At 65.2% G+C, this 18,200-nt stretch carries 17 protein-coding genes; 16 read left to right on the plus strand and 1 reads right to left on the minus strand.

The genetic code is table 11. The features are described from left to right. The first annotated feature begins 138 nt into the window (after window positions 1-138). From ABIA30_RS04200 to ABIA30_RS04220, 5 genes are all read left to right on the plus strand, one after another. Window positions 139-579, plus strand: coding sequence for a hypothetical protein (locus tag ABIA30_RS04200; protein ID WP_370062346.1), 441 nt, complete (start codon window positions 139-141; stop codon window positions 577-579). A 96-nt stretch (window positions 580-675) separates the two neighbouring features. Continuing rightward, window positions 676-2,016 (plus strand): DUF2254 domain-containing protein, encoded by a 1,341-nt coding sequence (locus tag ABIA30_RS04205; protein WP_370062348.1) that lies wholly within the window; start codon window positions 676-678, stop codon window positions 2,014-2,016. 77 nt (window positions 2,017-2,093) lie between these two features. After that, window positions 2,094-3,758: a potassium-transporting ATPase subunit KdpA gene (gene kdpA / locus ABIA30_RS04210; RefSeq protein ID WP_370062350.1), complete on the plus strand. Its 1,665-nt coding sequence runs from the start codon at window positions 2,094-2,096 to the stop codon at window positions 3,756-3,758. Window positions 3,759-3,820: 62 nt separating this feature from the next. Next, a complete protein-coding gene (locus ABIA30_RS04215) occupies window positions 3,821-4,672 on the plus strand; it encodes an SDR family NAD(P)-dependent oxidoreductase (RefSeq protein WP_370062352.1) in 852 nt (283 codons plus the stop codon). 63 nt (window positions 4,673-4,735) lie between these two features. Beyond that, window positions 4,736-5,167: a VOC family protein gene (locus ABIA30_RS04220; protein ID WP_370062354.1), complete on the plus strand. Its 432-nt coding sequence runs from the start codon at window positions 4,736-4,738 to the stop codon at window positions 5,165-5,167. Window positions 5,168-5,183: 16 nt separating this feature from the next. Here the strand turns inward: ABIA30_RS04220 and ABIA30_RS04225 are convergent, their stop codons facing one another. Continuing rightward, a complete protein-coding gene (locus ABIA30_RS04225) occupies window positions 5,184-5,846 on the minus strand; it encodes a TetR/AcrR family transcriptional regulator (protein ID WP_370062356.1) in 663 nt (220 codons plus the stop codon). 90 nt (window positions 5,847-5,936) lie between these two features. Here ABIA30_RS04225 and ABIA30_RS04230 point away from each other — a divergent pair, with 90 nt between their 5' ends. The 11 genes from ABIA30_RS04230 to ABIA30_RS04280 all read left to right on the plus strand — a co-directional run bounded on the left by ABIA30_RS04230 (window position 5,937) and on the right by ABIA30_RS04280 (window position 18,198). Further along, window positions 5,937-7,709, plus strand: coding sequence for an amidohydrolase family protein (locus ABIA30_RS04230; RefSeq protein ID WP_370062358.1), 1,773 nt, complete (start codon window positions 5,937-5,939; stop codon window positions 7,707-7,709). A 443-nt stretch (window positions 7,710-8,152) separates the two neighbouring features. After that, a complete protein-coding gene (locus tag ABIA30_RS04235) occupies window positions 8,153-9,358 on the plus strand; it encodes an LLM class flavin-dependent oxidoreductase (protein ID WP_370062360.1) in 1,206 nt (401 codons plus the stop codon). Between the two features lie 34 nt (window positions 9,359-9,392). Beyond that, a complete protein-coding gene (locus ABIA30_RS04240) occupies window positions 9,393-10,781 on the plus strand; it encodes an NtaA/DmoA family FMN-dependent monooxygenase (protein WP_370062362.1) in 1,389 nt (462 codons plus the stop codon). Between the two features lie 5 nt (window positions 10,782-10,786). Continuing rightward, a complete protein-coding gene (locus ABIA30_RS04245) occupies window positions 10,787-11,917 on the plus strand; it encodes an LLM class flavin-dependent oxidoreductase (RefSeq protein WP_370062364.1) in 1,131 nt (376 codons plus the stop codon). Window positions 11,918-12,023: 106 nt separating this feature from the next. Beyond that, entirely contained in the window at window positions 12,024-13,841 is a 1,818-nt protein-coding gene (locus ABIA30_RS04250; RefSeq protein ID WP_370062365.1) for a fatty acyl-AMP ligase, read from the plus strand. Between the two features lie 86 nt (window positions 13,842-13,927). Further along, window positions 13,928-14,887: a sulfite exporter TauE/SafE family protein gene (locus ABIA30_RS04255; RefSeq protein ID WP_370062367.1), complete on the plus strand. Its 960-nt coding sequence runs from the start codon at window positions 13,928-13,930 to the stop codon at window positions 14,885-14,887. A 69-nt stretch (window positions 14,888-14,956) separates the two neighbouring features. Further along, entirely contained in the window at window positions 14,957-15,364 is a 408-nt protein-coding gene (locus ABIA30_RS04260; RefSeq protein ID WP_370062369.1) for a hypothetical protein, read from the plus strand. 160 nt (window positions 15,365-15,524) lie between these two features. Continuing rightward, window positions 15,525-16,106 (plus strand): TetR/AcrR family transcriptional regulator, encoded by a 582-nt coding sequence (locus tag ABIA30_RS04265; RefSeq protein WP_370062371.1) that lies wholly within the window; start codon window positions 15,525-15,527, stop codon window positions 16,104-16,106. Between the two features lie 25 nt (window positions 16,107-16,131). Continuing rightward, the gene (locus ABIA30_RS04270; protein WP_370062373.1) at window positions 16,132-16,638 is read left to right on the plus strand and encodes an SRPBCC family protein; all 507 of its coding nucleotides are present in this window, start codon (window positions 16,132-16,134) and stop codon (window positions 16,636-16,638) included. Further along, on the plus strand, window positions 16,638-17,690 hold the full coding sequence (locus ABIA30_RS04275) for an LLM class flavin-dependent oxidoreductase (RefSeq protein WP_370062375.1): 1,053 nt from the start codon (window positions 16,638-16,640) through the stop codon (window positions 17,688-17,690). Before ABIA30_RS04270 ends, ABIA30_RS04275 begins: the two co-directional genes overlap by 1 nt. 13 nt (window positions 17,691-17,703) lie before the next feature. Next, on the plus strand, window positions 17,704-18,198 hold the full coding sequence (locus tag ABIA30_RS04280) for an LppP/LprE family lipoprotein (protein WP_370062377.1): 495 nt from the start codon (window positions 17,704-17,706) through the stop codon (window positions 18,196-18,198). The last annotated feature ends 2 nt before the right edge of the window (window positions 18,199-18,200 follow it).

The raw sequence follows: 18,200 nt of genomic DNA on the forward strand, positions 1-18,200 counted from the left end.
AAGCCGTCACCCCGGACCACGTCGCACCAGTAATCTGTTGACAGGTTATTGCCGCCGTCAATTTCCCTTCAGCGCTCTGGGCGACTGCCCACGCCGATCAAGGAGTCAAGAACCATCGAGAACGTACTGACCCGATGGGTGATCGGCATCATCGCGGGGGTGGCCATCGTCGTCGCCACCGTTTTTCCCTGGTACACCGCGCAGACCACGCACGGCCACGCCACGATGAACGGGCTCGGCATCTGGACCATCGAGGGCAATCTCGGTGCATCACTACGGCCGCTGCCATTCGGTGTGCTGATCTGGCTGGTGGCCGGCGCGATGATCTACTGCGCGGCGCGAGCCATGTTCGGCGGCACGGTGGTGTGCGCCATGGGCTGCTTCGCCATCGGGTTGGCGGCCGTGCTCGGTACCAGCCTGGCCGACCGCCACATCCCCGGAAGCGATTCGGTCGCAATAGCTCTGGCCCAAGCGTCGCGGCTCTCGGTCGGTATCGGCCTGCTGGCCTCGGTGGTGTGCTGGATCGGCTTCGCCCGCTGCGTCCTGCGCCCGGCGCCCAAGGCGGAAGCTCAACCCTGACGCAGCAATCTTTGCGTTTTGTTTACGCCCGCTGCGCTCGAATACCCCGTTCCCACACGGTTAGATGACCCCCATGCCGCCGGGACAACCCCGCTGATGCCGGGTTATGCGTATCTGACTGCGGATTGGCGAAAAGAAGCCCTACGAACCAACTTATGGGTGGCCCCGGCCGCGCTGACGGTTGCCACGCTGGCTTTGTTCGTCGTCACGTACAGCATCGATCGCAGCGCCTACAACGGCCAACTCGCCCTACCGTCGTGGGTGCTGAGCGGCACCGCCGACGCCGCCAGAATGGTGCTGACCACGGTGGCAGCAGCCGTCATCACCGTCGTAGGGATCGTCTTCTCCATCACCATCGTGGTCCTGACCCTCGCCTCGACCCAATTCGGCCCACGGATGCTCCGCAACTTTGTGCGTGATCTGGGAACGCAACTGACATTGGGTGCCTTCGTAGCCACCTTCTGCTACGCGGTGATCACCCTGGTCGCAATCGGTGGCGGGCCGCATGGAGATTTCGTTCCACACCTGTCGATCACAGTGACGTTGGTGATGACGCTGGTCGATGTGGGCGTTCTGATCTACTTCCTCAACCACATCGCCTCGATGATTCAACTGCCGATCGTGGTCGCCAAGATCGCCGGCACATTGGCTGCCGAAATCTCGGCACAAGAGGGTGGACGGCTGTTCGGCGTCGGGGCCGCTCGCGGACCGTCGTGCGACGAGCTCGTCGAACAGTTGCGGGTCTCCGGAGCTGAAATACGCACCCCGCACAGCGGATATCTACAGGTGATCCGCCACGAAACGCTGCTCAAGGTGGCGACCGCAGCTGACGCAGTGATCCAATTGTCCTACCGGCCAGGGCATTTCCTGGTCGCCGGCCAGGTGATGGCCCACGTATGGCCCGCCCAGGCCGCGGACTTCGTTGAACAAAACCTCCTGCGCGGCCACGTCACCGGCCCGTATCGCACACTGACCCAAGATATTTCGTTCGGGTTCGACCAGTTGGTGGAGATTGCCCTGCGGGCATTGTCACCGGCAGTCAACGACACCTTCACGGCACTGACTTGCATCGACTGGATCGGTGACTGCCTGTGCCGCATCTCGACGTCCTGGCGCCCACAGCGAATCCGGCGCGACGCCACCGGCCACATTCGGGTGATCGCCTATCAAGCCGATTTCGACCGGCTGGTCGAGCGCGCCTACGAAAAGATCCGACAGGCTGCAGACGGCATGCCCGCGGTTCTGATCCGACAACTCGATTCGCTGGCCAAGGTCACCGAGCAGACCCCGGACCGATGCCGGCGCACCACACTTCTGCGTCAGGCCGTTCAGATTCAGCGAGCCAACCTGCGGTCGGTTCCAGATCCCGACGATCGGGCCGACGTCACGCGAGCCTACGAGGCCCTCATTGCTCTGGTGAAACCACAGACCTCATAACCGCCGTAACGGCGGGCGTTCAGATCGCGTCAAGATCGGGTCACATCGGGCCCATCGGGGTCTAACGTCGGCACCCTATGTACTGGGGAATCGCGGCTTGGCTGCAACTCATCACGATCGTCGCGGTGCTGGCAGTCGTGCACGTACCACTGGGCAACTACATGGCGTCGGTCTATTCCAGCGAGAAGCATTGGCGTGCTGAGCGATTGATCTACCGAATAGCCGGAGTGAACGCCGACCGCGAGCAACGCTGGGTCTGGTACCTCGCGTCGGTACTGGCCTTCTCGGTGGTCAGTGTGCTCCTGCTGTTCGCGTTACTGCTGCTGCAAACCCATCTCCCCGCCCCCTGGGGCGCCCCGGGCATGACCCCGCTGCTGGCGCTCAACACTGCGGTCAGTTTCGTCACCAACACCAGCTGGCAGAACTACGCCGGTGAATCGACGCTCGGTCATTTCGGGCTGGCGGCCGGCCTCGGCGTACAGGCGTTCGCCAGCGCCGCGGTCGGCATGGCGGTGGCCATTGCTTTGATCCGCGGTATCGCGCGGCGCCAAACCGCCGAACTCGGCAACTTCTGGGTGGACCTGGTCCGCGGTATCACCCGGGTCCTGCTGCCGATGGCGGTGATCATCGCGATCCTCCTCGGGGTGTTGGGTGTGCTGGATACCTTTGGCAGCGTCCAGCCGATCGGCACTCTCGCCGGCGGTTCGCAGACATTGCCGACCGGGCCCGTGGCCTCCTGGGAGTCCATCAAGCTGATGTCGGGTGACGGCGGGGGTGCGTTCAACGCCAACAGCGCTCATCCTTTCGAAAACCCCACACCGTTGACCAACGTGATCGAGATCGTCGCGATGGCGATCATCCCGGTGTCGTTGGTACGTACCTACGGGGTCATGGTCGGTGATCGCCGTCAAGGCTGGGCCCTACTGGCCGTGGTCGTCGTACTGTTCGGGCTCGGCACCGCCGCCGTCGGGCTGTCCGAGGCCGTGCCGCACGGCACCGTCACCACCGCGATCGGTACTGCGTTGGAAGGCAAGGAGATTCGCTTCGGCGTACCGGGCAGCGCCCAGTTCGGGCAGATGGCCACAGCGACCGCAGACGGCGCAGCGAACGCGTCCTACGACAGTTTCACCAGCATCGGCGGCGGCGTGCTGATGGCGAACATGATGCTGGGGGAGATCGGCCCGGGTGGCACGGGCAGTGGCTTGTACGGTCTGGTGGTCGTGGCGTTGCTCGCGGTGTTCCTCGGCGGATTGATGATCGGCCGCACCCCGGAATACCTCGGCAAGCGGATCAACCCCCGCGAGATGAAGCTGGTCAGCCTGATCGTGCTGACCGCGCCTCTCGCGGTGCTCACCGGCGTCGCTGTCGCCATGGCATTGCCTGCCGGGGCCAAGGCCATGGGCAATGCCGGAGCGCACGGACTGTCAGAGGTGCTGTACGCCTTCACCAGTTGCGTGGCCGGAAACGGCAGCGCATTCGCCGGGTTCAGCGGAAACACAACGGGATTCAACATCGGGCTGGCTGCTGCCATGGTGGTCGGTCGTTACCTGCCCATGGCCTTGGTGTTGGCGCTCGCCGCCAGTTTCGCCCGCCAGCGTTCCGGGGTACAGACAGTCGGAACGCTTCGTACCCATGATGTTTCGTTCATCGGCCTGATGATCGGTGTGGCGATCATCGTGGTCGGCCTGGAATACCTGCCCGCGCTGGCGTTGGGCCCCGTCGCCGAACGCCTGTCCGGCTAGCCAGTTCCGCTCAACGGACCATCCACCCCCATCGCCTCCGTACCTGCGGTTCACTGGGAGGTATGGACGCACAGCAGGTGTTCGGTGGTGGCGTAGCGGTGATCACCGGTGCCGGTTCGGGTATCGGTGCCGGGTTAGCCCGATACGCCCAACGGCTCGGTATGACAGTGGTGCTCGCGGATGTCGACGCCGGGGCCGTCGTGGACTTGCGCGATGAGTTGAAAGCCGCGGGCGGCACGGCTTTTGACGCGGTCTGTGACGTCCGGGATCCCGACGCCGTGCAGGCCCTGGCCGACCGGGTGTATGCCGATATCGGTCCGGTGCGACTCCTGGTCAACAATGCCGGGATCGAACAATTCGGCTATCTCTGGGATACCCCGGTGGCCAACTGGAACCGGGTGATGGACATCAACGTCAGTGGCGTGTTCCACGGCGTGCGCGCGTTCCTCCCGGCGATGATGAAGACCGACAGTCCGGCGTGGGTGTGGAACATGTCGTCGATCGGCGGCGTGTCGGCGGTGGCACGGCAGGCGCCTTACATCATCAGCAAGCACGCCGTGCTCGCCTTGACCGAATGTCTGCGCCTCGAGGTCGAGATGGCCGGACATGCCGACCACATCTGTGTCCAGGCGGTGCTGCCCGGACCGGTGCAGTCCAACATCTTTGCCGCGGCCGGCGGTGTCGACGACGAATCTGCGTCCGAGGCCTCGGACTCCGAACGCGATGCGATGTTCAGCATCGTCGCGATGGACGCCCTCACCGCGGCTGAGACGATCTTCGACCAGTCCGCGGCGGGCGGATTCTACCTGAGCACCCACCCCGAGCAGATCCGCGCCTCGATGGCCGATCGTGGCCGCGCACTCAGCGAACAGCAAACGCCGGGGCTGCGTGGTCGCCGTTTCGCGGCCCAGTGATTCGAACGCGCCCGCATCACGTACCGGCGGCGGGCCATCGCGCCAATCCGTAACTTTGAAGGCATGGAGTTGTCTGAGGGAGTCTGGCCCGACGGCCTGCCGGCCGTCGAGGTTCGCGTGGCACGTCCGACCGACCGACTTGATGAGGTCATCCAGTTCTATTGCGGAGACTTGGGTTTACCCGAGCTGTATCGCACGACTGGACACGGCTACCAAGTGGTCATGGTGGGCCTGCCGGGCGAGAAATACCACTTGGAATTCACCTCGCATGTCGACGGCAGCCCCGGCCGGGCGCCGACCGACGAGAATTTGCTCGTCTTCTACTTCGCCACCGAGCAGCAGATGTTCGCGGTCGTCGAACGGCTCGGCGAGTCCGGTCATGAACCCGTCGAACTGGAGAACCTCTGGTGGCGGGAAAACGGGGCCATCGCTTTCGCCGATCCGGACAATTGGCGAGTTGTTTTGATGCCCAGACCAATTGGCCTGATCAGCTAGTCGACCGGAACTGCAGCTACTGCCGGGCCGGCGCCCCCAACGAGGCGAGCAGCGCCGCCAGGCCGTACTCGAACACCGCGTCGTAGTCGGTCGGCGACCGCAATGCGTCGATCAGCTCGCGGTCCGGCCAGTCACCGCCCCACAGTGAGGCGTCTTCCTCGTCGTGTTCGCCGCTGCGAATCGACGAGTACTGCATCAGCGCAGACGAAATCACGTGCACTTCGATGGAGCGCAGCGCCAGCGCTGCATTCACCCCGGTGATGCCCGACTCTGCGAGTTTGTCCGCCAAAGTCTGTTGGACCGGCTGAAACAGTGACGGGGTGCGGTCGCGTTCGTGAGCGACGATCAGCAGGTGCTGACGGTTGATGAGCACCTGGCGCTGGGCACGGGCCAGCGCCGCGATGCATTCAGCGGGTGTATCGCCATCGGCCGGCAGGCTGGTCATCTCGTCGATGAGCCGATCGATCAGGCGGTCGAAGAGCTTGTCCCGGCCGCCGACGTGCCAGTAGATGGACGTCACGGCAACACCGAGCCGGTCGGCGAGGCCACGCATCGAGAAACCGTCAACGCCTGCGCGCTCGAGTAATTCGGCTGCGGTATCGAGGATCAGCGGCGCATCGATCGTCTTGGTCGCAGTGACCTTGCCCGACCGCACCACATCGACACCCGTACGGCCCATCCGCGGTGGCTCCTTGCACTCAATCCCGATTCCGGCAGTCTGTAACAGTGTTACATTGGCGCCGCTGACGCAAGCGTAAGGGAGCAGATGGTGTTCGATCTGAAAATCACCGGCGGCACTGTTGTGGACGGCACCGGCGCCGACCGGTTCACCGCGGACGTGGCCATCAAAGACGGCAAGATCGTCGCAGTACACCGCCGCGGCGCCGAAGATCCGACACTCGCCGGCGAGGCTGCCGAAACCATCGATGCCACAGGACGAATAGTCGCTCCGGGCTTCGTCGACATCCACACCCACTACGATGGCCAGGTCAGCTGGGACAGCGTCTTGGAGCCCTCCAGCAACCATGGCGTGACGACCGTCGTCGCCGGCAACTGCGGGGTGGGCTTCGCCCCGGTACGACCCGGCCAGGAAGAGTGGCTGATCCGCCTGATGGAAGGCGTCGAAGACATCCCGGGTACCGCCTTGACCGAGGGCATCACCTGGGGGTGGGAATCGTTCGGCGAATATCTCGAGGTGATCAGCCGCCGGGAGCTAGCGGTCGACATGGGCACCCAGATCGCCCACGGCGCGGTCCGCGCCTACGCGATGGGGGAGCGCGGCGCCCGCAACGAGCCCGCCGACCCCGAGGACATCAAGGCCATGGCCAAGCTGGTCCAAGAAGCCATCGAGGCTGGTGCCCTTGGCTTTTCGTCATCACGGACGCTGGCGCACCGGGCTATGGACGGCGAACCCGTGCCCGGCACGTTCGCCGCCGAAGACGAGCTCTTCGCCCTGGGCCGGGCCACCGCCGCCGGCGGGGCAGCGGTGTTCGAACTGGCGCCGCAGGGCGCCGCCGGTGAGGACATCGTTGCACCGAAGACAGAACTCGAGTGGATGCGCCGCCTGGGCGAGGAGATCGACTGCGCACTGAGCTTCGCGTTGATCCAAGTCGACGCCGACCCCAACTTGTGGCGCGAACAATTGGACCTCTCGGCAGCCGCCCACCAGGCCGGCAGCCGGCTGTTCCCACAAGTTGCCGCCCGCCCGTTCGGCATGCTGCTGGGTTTCCCAGGCCACCATGCCTTCACCCATCGCCCGACCTACCGCCGACTGGCCGCCGAATGTACCCGCGAAGAGCTCGCCGAGAAACTGGCCGAGCCCGCGGTGCGCGCGGCCATCCTGGCCGAGGAAGACCTGCCGATCGACCCGACCAAGCTCTTCGACGGCATGTTCATGCTGGCGCAGAATGCGGCAAATCGCCTGTACCACATCGGGGATCCGCCTGATTACGAGCCGACCGTCGAGCGCACCGTTGCGGCGATCGCCGAGCGGCGGGGGATGGATCCGCTGGCTGCGATGTACGACCTGATGCTCGAGGCCAGCGATGGGTCCCCGGCCGGCGCCATGCTGATGTACCCGATGTTCAATTATTCCGACGGCAACCACGACGCCATTCGCGAAATGCTGACCCACCCGGCGGGCGTCCTCGGACTGTCCGATGGCGGCGCGCACTGCAGCATGATCTGCGACGCCTCGTATCCGACCTTCCTGCTGACGCACTGGGCACGGGACCGCCATCGCGGCGCGAAGCTGCCGTTGGAGTACGTGATCCGCAAGCAGTCGCACGACACCGCGCAGCTCTACGGCATGTCCGACCGCGGCGTGATCAGCGTGGGCAAGAAGGCCGACGTGAACGTGATCGATCTGAACGCGCTGACGCTGCATGCCCCGAAGATGGTGCACGACCTGCCCGCCGGTGGAAAGCGGTTGGTGCAGGGCGCAAGTGGGTACGACGCGACGATCGTCAGCGGCACCGTGACCCGCCGCCATGGCGTGGACACCGGCGCCCGCCCGGGCCGACTGGTCCGCGGCGTTCGCTAGGTCGAAATGTCTGCCGCACCCGCAGGCCCGGGCCGGGTTTGCAATCCCGATGATTTCAGGAGCTCCGCAGCGTGTCGCACTAGGCGCTGACGACCGATAGCGGGCGCTGGAAGCCACGCTCCAATTACTCCACTCGGCCGGCCGCAGCGCGACCGGCCGCTGCGCCAGCATGCACCATCGACCGAGATTCCGGCGTCAAAGACGTTGAAGCCAAGGCCTTTTGACTGCGGCTGGGCACCCGCCGTCAGGGTCCGGGGCGGCACCGGCAAGCCGTCCTTGCTCGGCCTCTCGAGTCGGGCGCAACCGGTAGGTGCCGGTCGGCCTGAACTTGCCAGGCGACCGCCCGGTTATTCCCCTCATCGGCAATGACGGTGTCGCAGCCGGCGTGATCGCCGCACGGCTCGGCAGAGTGGTGGCATCCCGTCAGGAAGGCAGGTCCCGTGATGCCTGATTCGTCGAGCCGATTCCATCTGGCCGTGGCGCTGGAGGGCGCCGGATGGCACCCCGGTGCCTGGCGGGAAGCCGACGCCCGACCCGCAGACCTGTTCGGCGCCGACTACTGGACTGATCTGATCGTTGAGGCCGAACGTGGCTCATTGGACTTCGTGACCATCGAGGACTCATTGGCCGTGCAGTCCGACGATCCCTTCGAGCCCGATGATCGAACCGATCGGGTCCGCGGTCGGCTCGATGCCGTCCTCATCGCCGCCCGGATCGCACCACGCACCCAGCGGATCGGACTGGTGCCGACGGCGGTGATCACCCACACCGAGCCGTTCCACGTGTCGAAGTCGATCGCCACCCTGGACTACGTGAGTGCTGGGCGAGCCGGCGTCCGCGTGCAGATCGCGGTGCGCCCGGATGTGGCGGCTCATTTCGGCCGGCGTGAACCGGCACGTCTATCGGTCGATGCGCGCGCGGACCCGGTGGTCCAACGGCAGATCAACGAATACTTCACCGAGACTGTCGATTACGTCGAGGTGCTGCGCCGTTTGTGGGACAGCTGGGAGGACGACGCCGAGATCCGAGACGCCGGTACCGGTCGTTTCATCGACCGGGACAAGCTGCACTACATCGACTTCGAAGGTCAGTGGTTTTCGGTGAAGGGGCCCTCCATCACGCCACGGCCACCACAGGGCCAGCCGGTCGTGGCAGCGCTCGGCCACGGCGGGGCGTCCTATGAGTTGATCGCCGGGAGCACCGACGTCGGGTTCGTGACCCCGCACGACGCCGAAGACGCGGCAGACATCGTCGGTGAGATCCGCGCGCTACAACAGGCCGTGGGCCGGGGGGCCGAGACGCTGCACATATTCGGCGATTTGGTGGTGTTTCTCGACGACAGCGAGTTGGCGGCTCAGGCCCGTCGGCGCCGCCTCGACGATGCCGCTGGTTCCGAGTACCGCAGCGACGCAAATATTTTCGTCGGCACGCCAGCTCAGTTGGCCGACCTGCTGCAGGAGTGGCACGGCGCCGGGTTGACGGGCTTTCGGCTGCGGCCGGCGGCGCTGCCGCACGACCTGCTCCAGATCACCCAGCAGCTGGTGCCCGAATTGCGTCGCCGGGGATTGTTCCACGCCGGCTACCGAGCCGCCACGCTTCGCGGACTGCTCGGGTTGCCGCGTCCGGACAACCGTTACGCGGTCGCCTGATCCATCACCACTTGCAGAATCCGAGGAGCAGCCAATGGGTAAGTCAATCAAGCAGATTCACCTGGCAGCACACTTTCCCGGGGTCAACAACACCACCGTGTGGAGTGATCCGGCTGCCGGCAGCCATATCGAGTTCAGCTCATTTGCGCACTTCGCCCAGACCGCAGAACGCGGGAAGTTCGATTTCCTGTTCCTTGCCGAAGGGTTGCGGCTCCGCGAACAGAACAGCCAGATCTACGACCTCGACGTCGTGGGCCGGCCGGATACCTTCACCGTTTTGGCCGCGCTGGCCGCAGTGACAGATCGGCTGGGGCTGACCGGCACCATCAATTCGACATTCAACGAACCCTACGAGGTGGCCCGGCAGTTCGCCTCGCTGGATCATCTCTCCGGGGGCCGCGCTGCCTGGAACGTCGTGACGTCATGGGATGCGTTCACCGGAGAGAACTTTCGCCGTGGCGGATTCCTGGCGGAGGACCAGCGGTACGCGCGGGCCAAGACATTTTTGCAGACGGCACTGGAGCTTTTCGACTCGTGGCGCGGCGATGAGATCGTGGCGGACAAGGCCGGCGGTGTGTTCCTGTCCGATCGCAATGCCGGTTCATTCGCGCACAAGGATTCCCACTTCGACATCCACGGCCGGTTCAACGTGCCGCGCAGCCCTCAAGGCCGCCCGGTGATCTTCCAGGCGGGCGATTCGGAGGAGGGTCGGGAATTCGCCGCATCCGCCGCGGATGCGATCTTCTCCAGGCACAGCACGCTGGAGGCGGGGCAAGCGTTCTACACCGACGTCAAGGGCAGGCTGGGGCGGTATGGGCGGCGCCATGACGAGTTGCTCATCCTTCCGGCCGCCACATTCGTCATCGGCGACACCGACAAGGAGGCCGCCGAGATCGCGCACCAGGTCCGGCTTGCCCAGGTATCTCCGCAGACGGCGATCAACTTCCTCGAACAGCTCTGGAATCGAGACCTTTCCGACCATGATCCGGACGGGCCGCTGCCGACCGTGGATCCGGTGGTGGGGGAGAACACGATCTCACGCGGCCGGGCCAGTGTGCGCATGTTCCGCGACCCGCTCACGATCGCCGCCGAATGGAGGGCCAGAGCCGAGGCGCAGAATCTCAGCACCCGTGAGCTGATCGTCGAAGTCACTGGCCGGCAGTCGTTCATCGGGTCGCCGCAGACGATCGCCACCACGATCAACGACTTCGTGCAGGCCGATGCCAGTGACGGATTCATCCTCGTCCCGCACATCACACCCGGCGGGCTCGATCCCTTTGTCGACCGGGTGGTGCCGCTGCTACAGGAACGTGGCACGTTCCGCACCGACTACACGGGCGTCACGCTGCGCGACCACCTGGGCCTGGCACAGCTACCTCAGCCATCCACCGGCTCGACTTCCTCCACCGAAGTGGCGTCGTAAGAGCCATGACGACGCCACTGACAGTGCTCGACCTCGTTCCGATCTCGTCGGGTTCCTCTGCGCCGCAAGCACTCCGCAACAGCATCGACCTCGCCAGGCGCGCAGAAGCCCTGGGCTATGCGCGCTACTGGTTCGCCGAACATCACCTCAATCCCGGTGTGGCCGGTACCTCACCGGCGGTACTGCTCGCGCTGACCGCTGCCGAAACCTCCACGATCCGGCTCGGTTCGGGCGCGGTGCAGATGGGGCACCGCACCGCGCTGTCCGCAGTGGAGGAGTTCGGGTTACTCGATGCGCTGTACCCCGGCCGGTTCGATCTGGGTCTGGGTCGGTCCGGCGGCAAGCCGCGCGAGCCGAAGCTACCCGTGCCCGCTGCCACGCTGTCGCGAGCGGCGACCAACGGGCGTACCGCGAACGGACTGCTGATACCGGAGAAGTTCGATCTGACACCGGTTCCGAAGTCACCCCGCTTTGCGTTGCACCAGGCACTGCTCCAGCAACCGGGCGCCCAGTCGCAGAACTACACCGAGCAGGTCGACGACATCCTCGCGTTGCTCGCGGGTACCTATCGCAATGCCGACGGAGTGACGGCGCACGTCGCGCCCGGGGCAGGCGCGCAGTTGCAAGTCTGGATTCTGGGCAGCAGCGGAGGCGAGAGCGCCGAGGTCGCCGGCAGCAGGGGGCTACGCTTCGCCGGCAACTATCACGTCGCACCGTCGGCGGTACTGGAAGCAACCGAGGCCTACCGCGCCGCGTTCGAACCATCGGCCGAACTCGACCGGCCCCACGTCGCGGTCTCGGCTGATGTCGTCGTCGCCGAGGACGCATCCACCGCCCGCGAACTGGCCACCGGATACGGCCTGTGGGTGCGCAGCATCCGCACCGCCGAAGGCGCCATCCCGTTTCCGACCCCAGCCGAAGCGCGCCGCCACACCTGGAGCTGTGCTGATCGCGAACTCGTCTCCGATCGCGTAGACACCCAGTTCGTCGGGTCCGCTTCGCAGGTGGCCGACCAGTTGGAGCGGTTGCGCGACGCCACCGAAGCCGACGAGTTGATCGTCACCACGATCACTCACGACCACAACGATCGGGTGCGCTCGTACGAGCTGCTCGCCGAAGAATGGGCCCGCCGGTGACCCTTCGGGATCGTCAGCAATCCGTGTGTCACACCCCACATCTTCTGCTGCGAAATGTCGTCGCGCGGGCCGACCGACAGCTCCGTGGCGCGCATATGTTGTATTCATGGCACCACGTTCGGCTGTCCCGCCCGGCCTCATCCGAATCGAGGAATGCTTCGACACAGCCGGACAGGTGATGCTGCCGCCGGGCACAACGCTGATTTCGTTGATCGACCGCAATGTCGCCAACGTGCCGGACACCGTGGCCTACCGGTACGTGGACTACTCGCGCGCGCCGACCGGACAGGTTCTCGAACTCACCTGGGCTCAGCTCGGTAGTCGGGTGACCGCCATTGCCGCGGCCGTCCAATCGATCACCTCCCGCGGTGACCGCGTCGCGATCCTGGCGCCGCAGGGACTGGACTACATCGCCGGGTTCTTCGCGGCCATCAAGTCCGGTGCCATCGCGGTACCGCTGTTCGCGCCCGAATTGCCCGGGCACGCTGAACGACTGGGCACGGCGCTGCGCGATTCCCGGCCGACCGCGGTGCTGACGACGGCATCTGCCCACTCAGCAGTCCGAGAGTTCCTCGACGGCCATCCGGATCTGGGCAGGCCTGAACTCGTTGTCGTCGACGAAATACCGGACGCTGCAGGCGATTCGTTCGTCCCGGTCCACCTCGATGTCGACGACATCTCGCATCTGCAGTACACCTCAGGCGCCACGCGGCCGCCGGTCGGGGTCGAGATCACTCATAAAGCGGTGGGCACCAACCTGATTCAGATGATCCTGTCCATCGACATGCTGGACCGGAACACCCACGGCGTGAGCTGGCTGCCGCTGTACCACGACATGGGGCTGTCGATGATCGGCTTTCCCACCGTCTACGGCGGACACTCCACACTGTTGTCACCGACCGCGTTCATCCGCAGACCGGAGCGCTGGATCCAGGCACTGTCCGAAGGCTCGAAGCAGGGCCGGGTGGTGACGGCCGCGCCGAACTTCGCCTACGAATGGGCTGCACAGCGCGGGGCACCGAAATCCGGGGATGACATCGACCTGCGCAACGTCGTCATGATCATCGGCTCCGAGCCGGTCAGCATCGACGCGATCAATACCTTCAACGAGGTCTTCGAGCCCTACGGACTACCCAAGACCGCCTTCAAGCCGTCCTACGGAATCGGCGAAGCGACACTGTTCGTCTCGAACATCGCGCCCGACGCCGAGCCGACCGTGCGCTACTTCGACCGCGAGCAACTCGCGGCCGGTCGAGCGTTCCCGGTCGCCGAGGATTCGCCCGGCGCGGTGGCACAGGTGGCATGTGGCCAGCCCGCGCGCAGCCTGTGGGCGGTGATGGTGGATCCGTCGACCGGGTCCGAGCTGCCCGACGGACACATCGGGGAAATCTGGCTGCAGGGCAACAACATCGGCCGCGGGTACTGGAACATGCCGGTGCAGACCCAGGCACAGTTCGATGCCCGGCTACGGTCCACGCTGACCGAACGCAGCCACGCCGAGGGCTCTGCGCCCGACGGCCGCTGGTTGCGCACCGGGGACATGGGCTTCTATCTGGACGGCGAACTGTACGTGACGGGACGTCTGGCCGATCGGATCACCATCGGCGGGTGCGACCACTACCCACAGGACATCGAGACGACGGTGGCGACCGCTTCACCGCTGGTACGTCGCGGCTACGTGACGGCGTTCACCGTGCCGAACGGTGATGACGAGCGACTGGTCGTCGTTGCCGAGCGGGCGTCGGGCACTGCCCGCAGCGACCCGCAACAGGCAATCGACGCGATTCGGGAACTTGTTCGACAACAGCACGGGGTCCCGGTGTCCGAGGTACGGCTGCTGGCAGCCGGTGGCATCCCACGGACGACCAGCGGCAAGCTGGCTCGCCGTGCCTGCCGCGACGCTTATCTGGACGGCACTCTCTAGCGGGCTCCAAGTGTGCGGATAACCGCTAGTGCATTTTGCGGACAACACGGTGGTCGTCCTCGCCGGACGTCGGCATTGTGGGAGAAGTGAACAGCGTGATCGCGGTGAGCGTCGCACTGTCAGCGGTGATCGGCATCCTGCTGGGTCTACTCGGCGGTGGTGGTTCAACCCTGACAGTGCCGATGCTGACCTTCGTGGCCGGGCTCGGCGCCCGAAATGCCATCACCACATCATTGGTGGTTGTCGGTGTCACCAGCGCCGTTGGTGCCGTCGCGCACGCGAAGGCGGGCCGGGTGCAGTGGCGTCCGGCCCTGCTGTTGGGGGCCACGGGCATGGTCGGCGCGTACTTCGGCGGCCGCCTCGCCGCGCACATACCGGTGCGGTTCACCATGATCGCCTTCGCCGGCATCATGATCACCTCGGCTGTGGCGCTGCTGCGTGATCGCGCCGAACATGCAGCCACCGCCGAGGACTTCAACCTTCCGATGGGCAAGGCGGCAGTGCTCGGTTTCGTGGTGGGCATGGTCAGCGGGCTGACCGGCGCCGGGGGCGGGTTCTTGCTGGTTGCCGCACTGACACTGGTCTGCGGCATGGCGATCTCGGTGGCCGTGGGCACCTCCTTGGCGGTCATCGCGATGCATTGTTTCGCGGCGCTGGCCGGGCGCCTGGACGGTGAACACATCGACTGGAGACTGGCCGCAATGGTGACTGCCGCCGCGGTGATCGGCAGCCTGATCGGGGAGCGTCTGACGACGGTCATCGAAGCGAGTGGACTTCGCACCGCATTCGGCGTCCTCGCGCTGGTCATGGGCATCGGGATCGTCGGCGACGAACTCAAGGTCTGGCAGAGCGTCGAGCTGGCCCAGGCGGTCGCGGCCTTCGGCGTCTACACGGTGTGGCAACGATCGCGCTCGCATCATCTGATCGACTTCTTTGCGGCCGGATCCGACCACCGCCTGCACCTGTCGCATCCGATGTTGCGCAGGGAGATCCGTGGCGCGCTGGAACGGCAGCTGGCGCCGGCCGGAGGCAGGTCCAAAAGCTAGCTGACTAGGCAGTCCTGCTCTGGCAGACTCACAGCAAGCGTGGTTCTGCGGGGGAACACAGGGGTTGCTGTGGACAGTCCAGAAGGATCCGATCTGACGGCCGACGCCGGCCTGGCCCGGCCGTTGGAGCAGGCACGGTCGAACCGCTCGGCGTATCTCGCCGATTGGATTGCGGTCATCGTCCTGGCACTGCTGCAGGTCGGCGGCGCCGTTGTCTCCTGGCTGTCCATCTTCGCGATTGCCATGTCGACCGATCCTTGCGCCTATCAGGACTGCGGTGATCCGGGCTGGATCTGGCGGGCACTGTGGACAGTGTTGGCCGGCAACATCGCTGCCGTCGCGCTGTCACTGGTCGGCTTCATCCAGCTGGCACGCAAGAGGACCGCATTTTGGGCTCCGTTGGCAGGCTTGGTGATTCAGCTGTCGCTGCTGGCGCTGGGGTGGTGGTTGGCGACCAAGGCCGGCCCGCTCAAGTAGTCGGCGCGCTCCGGCTTATGAGCTCTCTCATACACGTCGCCACACGATATCGATTCGGCTCCTTGTCCAAGCAGTCTGAACCGACCCACTTGACTCGTTATTATGAAAGTTCTCATAATCAGGTCCACCTGTTCGCCGATGCCGCCGAAGGAGACCGCCAATGCCGACCGACACTCGTCAGGCGATGGTGCTGGCGGCAGTCGAACTGCTGCGCGAACGTGGCACCGACGGCGTGACACTGGATGACCTACTGGCCCGCAGCGGTGCCCCGCGCGGCTCGATCTACCACCACTTTCCGGGTGGCCGCGCCCAGATTCTCGATGAGGCCGCACAACTGAGCGGTGACGCGATCGCCGCGCTGATCACCCGAGCATCCGGCGGCGGACCGATCCAGGTACTCGACGCGTTCGTGTCATTCTGGCGAAAACTGTTGGTCAGCAATGATTTTGCTGCGAGCTGCCCGGCGGTATCCATCGCGGTCAGCACTCCACGCGACTCGGCCCTGGCCAAGCATGCCGAGCAGATATTTCTGACCTGGCACGGCCTGCTTTCCAACTGCTTCGAAAGCGACGGGCTACCAAGCGATATCGCCAACCGGTTGGCCACGGTGTCGCTGGCTGCCATCGAGGGTGCGGTCACCATGTGCCGCGCGCAGGCCAGCATGCAACCCCTTGAAGTGGTCGCCGGTGAGCTCAAGATCCTCGTGGCTGCCCGATCCCTGTTCGCCGCAACACCGCACTGATCAATTACCGAAAGCGAGATGCATCATGGAATGGACCGGGGCGGTTTACGCCGACAACCCCACGGTCGAGGTCTCCACCTGGATCGACGCGCCGCCACAACGCGTGTGGGAACTGGCTTCCGACATCACCGTCATTGCCGAGAGCAGCGATGAACTGCAACGCGTGGAGTGGGCCGACGGTTGCCACACGCCCTGTGTGGGAGCGCGATTCACCGGCTACAACCAGCACCCGGCGCTCGGCGAATGGTCGACGGTCTGCGAGATCGTCGAATACGAGCCTCAGCAAGCCATCGCGTGGGCCGTCGGCGACGCCGGCCATCCGACCGCCACCTGGGGGTTTCGACTCGCCGCCGAAGGCAACGGAAGCCGGCTGAGCCAGTCGGCCCAAATGGGCCCGGCACCATCGGGTTTGTCGATCGCGATCGCGGCGATGCCGGAAAAGGAAGAGAAGATCGTTTTCAACCGGCTGCGCGAATTCGAATCCGGCATGTTGGCCACGCTCGAGCACATCAAGCGCAGGGCCGAAAGCTGATGCGGGCAGCCATCACCGTCGAGGCGGCCAGTATCGGAACCTGGGATTACCAAAAGGTTTTCATCTCCGAAGCCGAGCGGATGGGCCTGGACATCTGTTGGGTCGCCGAGGCGTGGGGGTCGGACGCCCCGTCGGCGCTCGGCTTCTACGTCGCTTGCACCGATCGGATGCTGTTGGGCTCAGGCATAATCCAGCTGTCCACCCGCACGCCGGTGGCCGTCGCGCAGGCGGCCATCACGTTGTCGAATCTGTCGCAGGGGCGGTTCCTGCTCGGTCTGGGCGCCTCCGGACCTCAGGTCATCCAGGGCCTGCACGGTCAGCCGTTCGACAAGCCGCTCACCCGCATGCGCGAGACCGTCGACATCATCCGGCAAGCGATCGCCGGCGATAAGATCTCGTTCAGCGGCAAGCAGTTTCACATTCCCACGGCCGATGCCAAGCCGATGCGGCTATCGATCCGCGCCGAACACCGCATCCCGCTGTACATCGCCAGCCTGACCCCGGCCATGCTGCGTCTGACCGGTGAGCTCGCCGATGGTTGGCTGGGTACCAGCTTTGTACCCGAAGGTGCTGACGACGCCTACTTCACTCATCTCGACGACGGCCTGGCCCGCTCCGGCCGCGACCGCCGCGACTTGGACATCTGCCAGGGCGCCGAGGTCGCGTTCGCGACCGATGACGCGCATCTCAAGACGCTGATCGACAACCGTAAGTCCGAGCTGGCGTTCAGCCTCGGCGGAATGGGCTCTGCGTCAACGAATTTCTACAACCAGGCCTATAGCAGGCAGGGTTGGGCCGAGGTCGCAGCGAAGGTCATCGACCGCTGGCAGTCCGGCGACCGAGACGGCGCAGCTGCGCTGATCACGGACGAGATGATCCTGGCCACCACACTGATCGGCACCAAAGACATGGTGCGTGAGCGGCTGCAGGTCTGGGCCGATGCTGGCGTCGATACCGTCCGGATTTATCCGGCCGGTGAGACGCTGGAGGAACGGGTGGCCACATTGGGTGCCGCGATCGATCTGGTGCACTCGATAGAACGACAAGGATGACGGGAGCCCGGACATGTTACGTATCGGACCGACAGTCGGCGCCGGAATGCTGGCGGCGGTCATAACCGTGACGCCCGTGGCCGCGACTGCACATTCGGCACCTGGTAGTTGTGGAGTCGATCTTCATGCGCCGCAGATCACCTCCGCTGTCGCCACGCTCCCGCCATACCCGGGAACCGGATGGCAATGGAGCACAGGTTATGTCGCCGGCAATTTCGATCCGTGCGCAACCTTGTCGACCGCCATCGTCAGCGTCCAAGGCGCCACTGCCAGTTCTCCGGACACCGCGCTGATGTTCCACAAGGGTGAATACCTCGGTACGGCAACGTCGGAGGCTTACGGCTTCACGTTCTTCAATTCGGGGCGTACCACCGATGACACCGTGGTCCTGGACTACAAGACCCCGGGTGTTTGCGACGCGTGCGCGCCCGCTGCTGTCGACAGTGTTCGCTATCAGTGGCAGGGCGATCACGTCGTCATGCTCGACCCGGCGCCGCCGTCGAACTGAGC

It is taken from the genome of Mycobacterium sp. MAA66 (genome assembly GCF_041261665.1).
Taxonomy (GTDB): domain Bacteria; phylum Actinomycetota; class Actinomycetes; order Mycobacteriales; family Mycobacteriaceae; genus Mycobacterium.

Bases quoted from the DNA above. Each gene is read 5' to 3' on its own strand.
- ABIA30_RS04205 (WP_370062348.1), top strand. From the start codon at position 676: ATGCCGGGTTATGCGTATCTGACTGCGGATTGGCGAAAAGAAGCCCTA.
- kdpA (WP_370062350.1), top strand. From the start codon at position 2,094: ATGTACTGGGGAATCGCGGCTTGGCTGCAACTCATCACGATCGTCGCG.
- ABIA30_RS04215 (WP_370062352.1), top strand. From the start codon at position 3,821: ATGGACGCACAGCAGGTGTTCGGTGGTGGCGTAGCGGTGATCACCGGT.
- ABIA30_RS04220 (WP_370062354.1), top strand. From the start codon at position 4,736: ATGGAGTTGTCTGAGGGAGTCTGGCCCGACGGCCTGCCGGCCGTCGAG.
- ABIA30_RS04225 (WP_370062356.1), bottom strand. From the start codon at position 5,846: ATGGGCCGTACGGGTGTCGATGTGGTGCGGTCGGGCAAGGTCACTGCG.
- ABIA30_RS04235 (WP_370062360.1), top strand. From the start codon at position 8,153: ATGCCTGATTCGTCGAGCCGATTCCATCTGGCCGTGGCGCTGGAGGGC.
- ABIA30_RS04240 (WP_370062362.1), top strand. From the start codon at position 9,393: ATGGGTAAGTCAATCAAGCAGATTCACCTGGCAGCACACTTTCCCGGG.
- ABIA30_RS04245 (WP_370062364.1), top strand. From the start codon at position 10,787: ATGACGACGCCACTGACAGTGCTCGACCTCGTTCCGATCTCGTCGGGT.
- ABIA30_RS04250 (WP_370062365.1), top strand. From the start codon at position 12,024: ATGGCACCACGTTCGGCTGTCCCGCCCGGCCTCATCCGAATCGAGGAA.
- ABIA30_RS04265 (WP_370062371.1), top strand. From the start codon at position 15,525: ATGCCGACCGACACTCGTCAGGCGATGGTGCTGGCGGCAGTCGAACTG.
- ABIA30_RS04270 (WP_370062373.1), top strand. From the start codon at position 16,132: ATGGAATGGACCGGGGCGGTTTACGCCGACAACCCCACGGTCGAGGTC.
- ABIA30_RS04275 (WP_370062375.1), top strand. From the start codon at position 16,638: ATGCGGGCAGCCATCACCGTCGAGGCGGCCAGTATCGGAACCTGGGAT.
- ABIA30_RS04280 (WP_370062377.1), top strand. From the start codon at position 17,704: ATGTTACGTATCGGACCGACAGTCGGCGCCGGAATGCTGGCGGCGGTC.